General features: G+C 42.9%; 4 protein-coding genes and 5 pseudogenes. All 9 read right to left on the bottom strand.

Going from position 1 to position 8,739, the window contains the following annotated elements; translation table 11 throughout:
• Positions 1-951 precede the first annotated feature (951 nt).
• The 9 genes and pseudogenes from ACEPLT_RS22675 to ACEPLT_RS22635 all read right to left on the bottom strand — a co-directional run bounded on the left by ACEPLT_RS22675 (position 952) and on the right by ACEPLT_RS22635 (position 8,724).
• On the bottom strand, positions 952-1,971 hold the full coding sequence (locus ACEPLT_RS22675; RefSeq protein WP_447088385.1) for a winged helix-turn-helix domain-containing protein: 1,020 nt from the start codon (positions 1,969-1,971) through the stop codon (positions 952-954).
• 146 nt (positions 1,972-2,117) lie between these two features.
• Positions 2,118-3,157 (bottom strand): annotated as a pseudogene (locus ACEPLT_RS22670) (IS3 family transposase); the annotation flags it as partial.
• A gap of 47 nt (positions 3,158-3,204) precedes the next feature.
• Positions 3,205-4,323 (bottom strand): annotated as a pseudogene (locus ACEPLT_RS22665) (IS3 family transposase).
• A gap of 201 nt (positions 4,324-4,524) precedes the next feature.
• Positions 4,525-4,704: a hypothetical protein gene (locus ACEPLT_RS22660; protein ID WP_447088463.1), complete on the bottom strand. Its 180-nt coding sequence runs from the start codon at positions 4,702-4,704 to the stop codon at positions 4,525-4,527.
• Positions 4,705-4,917: 213 nt separating this feature from the next.
• The gene (locus tag ACEPLT_RS22655; protein WP_447088462.1) at positions 4,918-5,529 is read right to left on the bottom strand and encodes a hypothetical protein; all 612 of its coding nucleotides are present in this window, start codon (positions 5,527-5,529) and stop codon (positions 4,918-4,920) included.
• Positions 5,530-6,250: 721 nt separating this feature from the next.
• A pseudogene (locus tag ACEPLT_RS22650) lies at positions 6,251-6,475 on the bottom strand (integrase core domain-containing protein); the annotation flags it as partial.
• 16 nt (positions 6,476-6,491) lie between these two features.
• Positions 6,492-6,971, bottom strand: a pseudogene (locus tag ACEPLT_RS22645) (IS3 family transposase); the annotation flags it as partial.
• Positions 6,971-7,407, bottom strand: a pseudogene (locus ACEPLT_RS22640) (helix-turn-helix domain-containing protein); the annotation flags it as partial. The pseudogenes ACEPLT_RS22645 and ACEPLT_RS22640, both read right to left, overlap by 1 nt.
• A 201-nt stretch (positions 7,408-7,608) precedes the next feature.
• Positions 7,609-8,724 (bottom strand): adhesin, encoded by a 1,116-nt coding sequence (locus ACEPLT_RS22635; RefSeq protein ID WP_447088461.1) that lies wholly within the window; start codon positions 8,722-8,724, stop codon positions 7,609-7,611.
• Positions 8,725-8,739: the final 15 nt, after the last annotated feature.

Genomic DNA, 8,739 nt, shown 5'->3' with positions numbered 1-8,739 from the left:
TACTAAAACCGTTATCCAGTTTATCTGTGACCGCGCTATGTGATAAAGTTAGAGCGGAGTAATAATGCAGTTAAATGCCATAATTAGTGAAAACTCTCAAGTTAAGTATAATAAATAAACACTTTCCAAGAGTGTTTATTTACTCATACACATATTGTTATATATAATTAACTTCCAGATATCATCTGATAATTTATTGGCGCTCAATAATTAATGAATCGAATTCTTCTTCTCAGTAGCTAAAAGCAATATTCTTATATATAATAATTAACTATAGTGAACAATTATGAATCGGACAGGGTAAAGATGAAATCGTTATATTTATGTTTTATTTCTTTTATTGTGTAAAAATAAAGATGAATTAATGTTTCTTTAAATAATAAATCGATGATTAACTTCCATTAAAAAATTTAATATATAATCCAAAGGACGCTATGAAATAAATTCTTGCGCCCTGTTTAATCGAGAGAATGGAATATAAATCTAAGTTAGTGTTTTGCCGTGCAAATCAAGTATGGCAACAACTCACCAGATATCGTTATTGAATTAAAATTAAGCCTATTTATATATAACTGAATGCTCCCGCCGGGATGAACATAAAAATCGGGTAACCATAGTTGCAACTCCTTTTCCTCAATTTTTTCATCTATTGAAGGCGTTATTTTTACCGAAGTCCATGTATAATGTTCAGTCTCATTTACAGAATTAAAGTATATGGTTCTGTTCAGGTTTTTCCTTGCTCCATCATTCGCTATAAGAACCCCATTCAAGTTCAGAGTTCCTTTGTCTCTATTCAATCTGAGTTTACTTGACAATCTGAACATAGCAGATTCTTTTTGAAAATTAATATTCCCAGTGCAAGAATATCCAAAAAAACGCCCATATTTATACCAGGCACTGAATGCAAAAAAAGACAATCCAATACATGTTAATGTGAAAATAATTATTTTTCTATTCATTTTTCAACCCATTATTCTTAAAAACAAAGTAATTTGAGAAGCAGATATCATCTGAAAAAAAAGATATTTTCCTTATACAATTTATTGCTGACAATTTATTGGTGTATGGATAAAATGTAACATAGAGCGATCGATTTTCCTTACAGTATCCACGGAGATAGTCAGCCAATCTGAGGTCATTGAAATCATATGACTCATTATTCTGATACACATCGCACATGTCTAGTTTACCTTTATATATATATGATGAAATGGATGAGTCTTTTTGAAAAAAAACCTTAAAAAAAATACCCCCAGCAGGGACTGATAAAATAATCAAAAAGGAACTTAAGAAAATAACACAAAAAACAGACTTCTTCGATTGTAAATAATCCATCAGGAAATTCGCCGTCGAAATCTTTTGAGTATTTTCAACTACATTTTTGTTTTCATATATATCTGGCGCAGAATTCAGTTGATAGTAGTTATTATCCCCAAAATTTTGATGGTTGTTTATCTCTATGGGATTTAAAACGGTCTGGTATGAAAAACATGGAAGTTCTTTTGATGCATCATGCGGCAATGGTTCTTTTTCATTCTCTTTCTCAGAAGAAACATCATCTTCATTTAAAATGAATCTATCTGAAGATCCTTTCTCACCCTCCCGGTTTTGATTAGTTTCAGAACTTATTTTTTCTGACTCAACACTGATCTTGAGGGTGAAAACGAATCCACGCCTGTTTATAGTTTCAATAATTTTGTTATCAAATTCTCCGGTATCGTTTAGCATTTTTCGTAAGTAATAAATAGTGTTATGAAGCACACTCAACGATGCCGCCATCCCGAAACGCTCCCATCCGGAGTAGCAGAGTTCATCATGTGTTACCATGTTACCCTGATTGTCAAGGAGAACCTTTAGACAAAAAGATGCTGGCGCTCTTAATTTAACTGTGTAACCATCAGACATTCTTTGCAATGACTTTTCTGATAACACAAACTTTACACGTCTTCCAATTATATAAACATCTTTCATGTTTTTTGATCCTAGCAGATGAAATTATTATATGATACTGTTGCTCATAGAATTCATTAGAAATAAAAAATAACAATATTTTTTCCCTAAAATAATTCATTAGTTTATTTTGTTGCTTTCATTATCGTTCACTATTGGATTGGCCCCTATATATCCAGACAACTTTTATCACTTAACCCATTGCTGGTTCGACGCCACAGGTATTCACGCGGCGAGCGGTATCCCAGCGCGCTGTGCGGATGCCATTGGTTATAGTGTTCGAGCGCTTCCGCAAGGTTCTTCACTGCCGTCAACCCGTCAGGTTTCGGCATGAAACTATTATACTCGCGCTTCATCATTTTTACGAAGCTCTCTGCCATTCCATTGCTTTCAGGGCTACGCACCGCAGTGTTTCTAAGTTCCACTTTTACCCTTTGGGCGAACTGACTTGTCTCATGCGACCGGTAGCACAAACCGTTATACGTCAGCCAATCCACCGGTGAGGCCGGAAGGCCACTGCCGAAGCGCCCCTCCACCGCAACCAGCATGACGTCCTGTACCGTTTCACTGTCGAACCAACCGGTGCTGGCGGCCCAGTAAAGCGCTTCGCGAACACAACAGCCCAGTACGAACGTCACACGCAGTTTTTTCACCATTATGACAGCGGAACTCGAAATCGGCAGAATACCATCGCTGATTACTTTTCACTACGGCCACTTTCCCTGTATGCGCTCGTTTTGAAGGGGGTAAGGACGGTTTACGTTCGAGCAGCAATGCGTGCTGGCGCATGATGCGGTAAACACGTTTGGCATTCACGGCTGCAAGGTCTTCGGCTTCTGAATGACGACGCAGCAGAGCCCATCCCCGTCGATAGCCGTACGTAGGTAGCTCAACGATGACGACATGTATCCACAACAGAGCATCACTATCATCCGGCTGGTGTTTTCGTCGGCGACCCTGCCAGCTGTCAGGAAGTTTTAACCGGGTATGAAGCTGCGCACGTAAGATCCGAAGGCAGCAGCTGACGAAGCTTATTCGCCATTCTCTGTCAACAAGTATACATGCGCTATCCACTTTTTTGGCGGCCAATATCGACGGCTTCTTTTAGTAGCTCAACTTCCATTTTTTTCTTGCCCAGCAGTCACTGAAGCTCTTTGACCTGCTTCATTGACGAGGCCAGTTCGGATGCCGGAACAACCGGTTCACCAGGGCTACGGCAGCCAGGTGACCAGCCCCCAGGATTAGATACAACCTTCAGTTAGTAATGTCGGTTGGTTTTTCTTCATATTTTCCGTTTCGCCAGCCCGCGGCAAATTCAGCCAGAGTCTGGTAGTTCAGAGATGAATGTGGACGACACTCGTTATAATCCTGCCGCCAGTCATTACTCGTTTTCCGGGCATGAAGAATATCGCTGAACCAGTGTTCATTCAGACACTCATCGCGAAAGCGTCCGTTAAAACTTTCAATAAATCCGTTCTGCGTTGGCTTACCTGGCTGGATAAGCCGTAGTTCCACACCATGCTCAAGGGCCCATTGAGCGAGTGCGCGGCAGGTAAATTCCGGGCCCTGATCGGTTCTTATTGTCGCCGGATAGCCCCTAAACAGCGCGATGCTGTCCAGAATACGCGTGACCTGAACGCCTGAAATACCGAAAGCAGCGGTGATCGTCAGACACTCCTTCGTGAAGTCGTCCACACAGGTCAGGCACTTGATCCTGCGACCGTTGGCCAGAGCGTCCATAACGAAATCCATCGACCATTTAAGATTCGGCGCATCCATGCGCAGAAGCGGAAACCGTTCGGTGCCAGCCCTTTACGGCGTCGTCTGCGTTTTACGCTCAGTTCATTAAGGTGGTAAATACGGTATATCCGCTTGTGATTGATGTGAAGTCCCTTCCGACGCAGCAGCTGCCAGATGCGGCGGTAGCCAAAACGCCTGCGCTCCAGTGCCAGCTCAGTCATGCGCCCTGATAAATGCGCATCAGCTGCCGGACGCTGAGCCTCATAGCGGCAGGTCGACAGGGACAAACCTGAAAGCCTGCATGCACGACGTGGCGACAGACCGGTCGCATCACACATCAACACCACGGCTTCCCGCTTCTGGCCTGTCGTCAGTACTTTCGCTCCAGAGCCACCTGAAGTGCCTCCTTATCCAGCATGGCTTCGGCAGTAGCTTCTTGAGGCGGGCGTTCTCCTCTTCAAGAGATTTAAGCCGCGTAACATCGGGCACCTCCATACCGCCATACTTCTTGCGCCAGGTGTAAAAGGTGGCGTCGGAAATGGCGTGCTTGCGGCAGAGCTCGCGGGCAGAAACTCCGGCTTCAGCCTCGTGGAGGATACTGAGGATCTGTTCGTCGGAAAAACGCTTCTTCATGGGGGTTGTCCTCATGTGGCTTATGAAGACATTACTTAAACCGGGGTGTGTTAATCAACGGGGAGCAGGTCATGATATCGGTCTTGCGACCGGGAACATTTTTTGCGTTTCTTGCATTAACGAGCATCATCTTGAACCCAGCTGCTTCAAGGATTTCAAAAGCAGGCAATCAGTAAACGCCGGTAGACTCCATGGCAATGGTCATAATGTGACAGGTTTGAGCCAGTCAGACATCCGTTGAAGATCGCCAGTAAAACTTTGAAAAGTCCTGACAGGCTCGGTGTCAGCATCAGGCGGTACGGCGACAATGTGGTTCTCAGCGCCAATATCAACGCCCGCAGCATGAGGATGGACAATAGTCATTCGGGAGGATTTTTTCATGGAAATCTCCTTGCTCATTTTCTACGAACGAAGGAGGGGACGACGGAGAAATCACCTTCCTGAACAGGATCAAAGTTACCACTGTCGGCTCCGCCACAGTTCCTGAATCATGTTTTTTTACGGGGTCATACCACCAAAAGGCCGACGGCTGCTTCCTTCGCTAAATTCTCCTGCCAACTTTTCCGGGGAGTTTCTGAGATTCAGGACGGGGTTTCACCCATGGACAGTTTTTAAAGAAGAGGCTGCGCCAGACTCCGTGCTTAAACTTGTAATACAAGCTGAATAATTAAATATAAGAAACGATAGGAAATTTGAAAAACCAAAACGCCTACTTACATTGCATAGATGATTCCTGGTGTTTCTTTCTGTTAAGTTTAAAATCCGAGCAACCAATCTAATGTTGTAATTATATTTGATATAATAATAAAATATCTTCTTTTCTTTTTTAGTTATATGCACAATATTACTACATTTAACTTTCTTTCGATAATGCTCTTGAATCCATACATTCAAGTTTGTTACAAAAATGACCAAGTCAGTATTCCCATCGATTTTTTTATCATAAAATTCATTATCTGCCTTTAATCTCATGGTTGAAAAATTTATAAATAGAACAAAAACATTGTCAGGGTGTTTTTCTTTAAATCTCATATAATCTTTTCTGGCGATCCTGCTGTCAATAATTATGAAGAATTTATTTTGTTTTTTAATTTTAAACAAGAAAGGTATACTATCACCGGACCACTCGACTGGAATCCAATGTTTAATAGCATTCAAGAGATATTGATCATCAGTAATTAAATATGTTTTGATAGAGTTTTTCATAGCTTGGATTCCATTTACCTTCATTTTCAGCCTAAAAGCAGAACGTCAGCAGTTTTAAAAATTACCAATAATTGCAGTGACGTTTTTGAGATTTTTTAGCTTCGCCTATATTATAAGCACAGAGTTTAACAATTAAGTTTTCATTCTAATTTCGATTAACTAAGGCAACTTAAGTTGTTAAGTCAGCAATATACCTTTTTCATAATCAATTAGAATTCAATGCGTTTGTGTGATTAATCTAACTTAACTGAACCTCTATAATATACAAGCCTTGGTTTAACATTCTATATGTTATTATTTTAAGAGACTTTAAAGCAAATAACCTTCCAATGTCAATCAAGGTGTGCAAATAAATAAAATATAAGAAAAGTAATATTAAATAAACAAAAATGAGTTTTTAAGTATAATTTGCTGTAAATTTATTGTTGTCAACCGGAGGGAACATGAAAGATTATGAACCAACCCAACAAGAAATCTATTTCGTAAATTCCAGACAATAACTTTATTGATAAAATTTACGAGATCAAGTAAACAGTCATTTTTGGAGACTGGGGCGTCTTTCTCTTGGGAGGCAGAGGCTATGAGCTTTAATTACCCGATTAATTTTGTCAGTACTGAAATTCTGACTGTTTTTTTAGTTCAGGAAACGCTCTATTTTTTATGCGAAGGTGACAAAAACTTTGTTGTCGCGGTGACCTGCCTCCAGGATTAGATGCAACCTTCAGTTAGTAATGTCGGTTGGTTTTTCTTCATATTTCCTGTTTCTCCAGTCTGTTGCGAATTCAGCTGGTGTCTGGTAATCCAGTAATGAATGGGGACGGCACTCGTTATAATCCTGCCGCCAGTCATTACTCGTTTTCCGGGCATGAAGAATATCGCTGAACCAGTGTTCATTCAGACACTTATCGCGAAAGCGTCCGTTAAAACTCTCAATAAATCCGTTCTGAATCGCCATGGATAATCTAGACACTTCCGAGTCGTTGATAATACTGGTTTTCATTCGGTGACATCTGATTGCTCGAACCATGCCGACGCTTACTGTTATAAAACATTTCGATGTAATAAAAAATATCGCTGCGGGCTTCTTCCCGCGTTCCGTAGATCTTTTTCTTTATCCGTTCGCGTTTCAGCAACTGGAAAAAGCTTTCTGCAACCGCATTATCGTGACAGTTACCGCGACGGCTCATACTTCCCTCCAGGCCGTGTGATTTCAGGAACGACTGCCACTCATGGCTTGTATACTGACTGCCCTGGTCCGATTGAACCAGCACCTGTTTTTGGGGATTACGCCGCCATACAGCCATCAGCAGTGCATTCAGGACAATGTCCTTTGTCATCCGGGATTGCATTGACCAGCCGATAATTTTGCGTGAGAACGGATCAACAACCGCAGCAAGATACAGCCAGCCTTCGTGGGTCCTGATGTAGGTTATGTCCGTTATCCCAGAACAGCGACGAACACATGCAGGGATGACTTGCCGTTTCGCATGGTCCCCAGTCAACCTGCATCTGCCGTCCAGGCTCGGTTTCGAAGCGAACGACCGGTTCTGCCTGTGCTGGCAGGGTCTGTTTGCGGATAAACTCTCTCAGGGTAGTAAGCCCTCCACGATAGCCCAGCTCCATGATTTCCCGGGCAATAACGGTCGCCGGGATTTTGTAGGGATGCGCATCGCTGAGCCGCTTAGAGATGTAATCACGGTATTCATCGAGCAGTGATGATGGTGCCGGGCGTGGTTAATACTGCGGCTTTTCAGATTTGGCTTTCAGGTGGCTGCAGACAGTATTGCTCGAAATACCCAGTTCCCTGGCAATGGCCCGGATACTCATTCCCCGCTTGTGCAGGACTTTAATTTCCATACGAATTTCAAAAGTGATCATAAGCTCCCCTGTATTCAGAGGAGCAGATTAACCCCCAGATCAATTTTCAACCGCTGGGGTGGATCAGTTTTGCACCGTTGGTAACACTTGCGTACTGTACCCGTCATTTCTACGAGATTTACTGATTCGATTGGGGCTGACCGGGTTGTACCAATCTGAATCGCCACATTGACTTTTCTAAATACGTTACTTGAGCGAGTCTCAGTTGAAAGTAACCAGTAGCTCCGCTGACGCCGTAACCGGCCCTGTGGGTAAATCACTACCACCGGAACATAGCCGCCAGGTGACCTCATGAAACAAAGACTGGCTCGTTTGTTCGGTGGAAATGGTTCCTAACGTTATCGCGCGGCTGTCAAACACCACTCCGGTATTGGCAGAGCACACACCGCTGCCAGTAACACCGTTACTGATTTCGCCAGTGATATAACCTCCGCCCTGATTCAACGCCAAATGGCTAGTATTTCCTTCGTGAAAACCAGACAGGCTGCGTATTTGCAAGTTGATATTGGTGTTTATGGTAGCGCTTGCGTCCTGATTACACTGGGTCGAAAGAGTATTGGATTTTATAGCAAGTTCAGTCCCGGGCTGGTTTAAGTACGGTACCGTACCAAAATCAATTTGGGTCGGGGTATCCACTGTACATTCCAAAGTTGAAACGCGAATATCATTCGCTCCTTTAGCTATTAGAGTTCTCCAAATATAACTACGTCCCATACGACTAACAAAAAACAAATGACTATTCCCCAGGTCCATTATCGTTGATTGCTGAGTTCCGTCAGCAACAAGAGTCCAATCCCCTTCGGCTGAAACCGTATTCTCATGATTAACACTATAAAAATTACTGTAGTCATTCATTCGCGGCGGCAGGCACCAGGACCCAGTGCCAGGACCCGTGGTAATGTCATATCCCGAGGAGGTTTTGCCCCGAGTTTCAGGTAATCCAATCGTTCCAGACATCGTTTCGAGCGTGCCGTCACTCAACTCGTAAGTCGCACTCACCGTAGCTCGAGGAATAATTCCTAGACCGTTTCCTATAGGGAACGCCAAATAGCCTCCTATCTGCTTTAACATACTGCTATTCATACATGTTGAGCTTAGACTTCCGAAAGCTGCCACCCCATCATACCGATAATCTAGACCTGAATTTTTAGGCGTGACAGTTCCCGTCACGCTGAAAGGCAGTATCCCTTCAAGGACAATTCCCGAGCCCTTACCAATCGTAAAAGTCTGTGCCTGTCCCTGCGGCAATATCATCACAGGGAGCACCAAGCCCATCGCGGTCATGTACCGGGCGATGACAGTAAAAATTCTTTTCATCCAATATTTCTCTTA

This window comes from Enterobacter sp. fkY84-1 (assembly GCF_052974705.1).
This window is presented reverse-complemented; position numbering and strand designations above follow the sequence as displayed.

Excerpts from the sequence above, each read along its gene's own strand:
- ACEPLT_RS22675 (WP_447088385.1), bottom strand. The coding sequence starts at position 1,971 with ATGAAAGATGTTTATATAATTGGAAGACGTGTAAAGTTTGTGTTATCA.
- ACEPLT_RS22660 (WP_447088463.1), bottom strand. The coding sequence starts at position 4,704 with ATGAAAAAATCCTCCCGAATGACTATTGTCCATCCTCATGCTGCGGGC.
- ACEPLT_RS22655 (WP_447088462.1), bottom strand. The coding sequence starts at position 5,529 with ATGAAAAACTCTATCAAAACATATTTAATTACTGATGATCAATATCTC.
- ACEPLT_RS22635 (WP_447088461.1), bottom strand. The coding sequence starts at position 8,724 with ATGAAAAGAATTTTTACTGTCATCGCCCGGTACATGACCGCGATGGGC.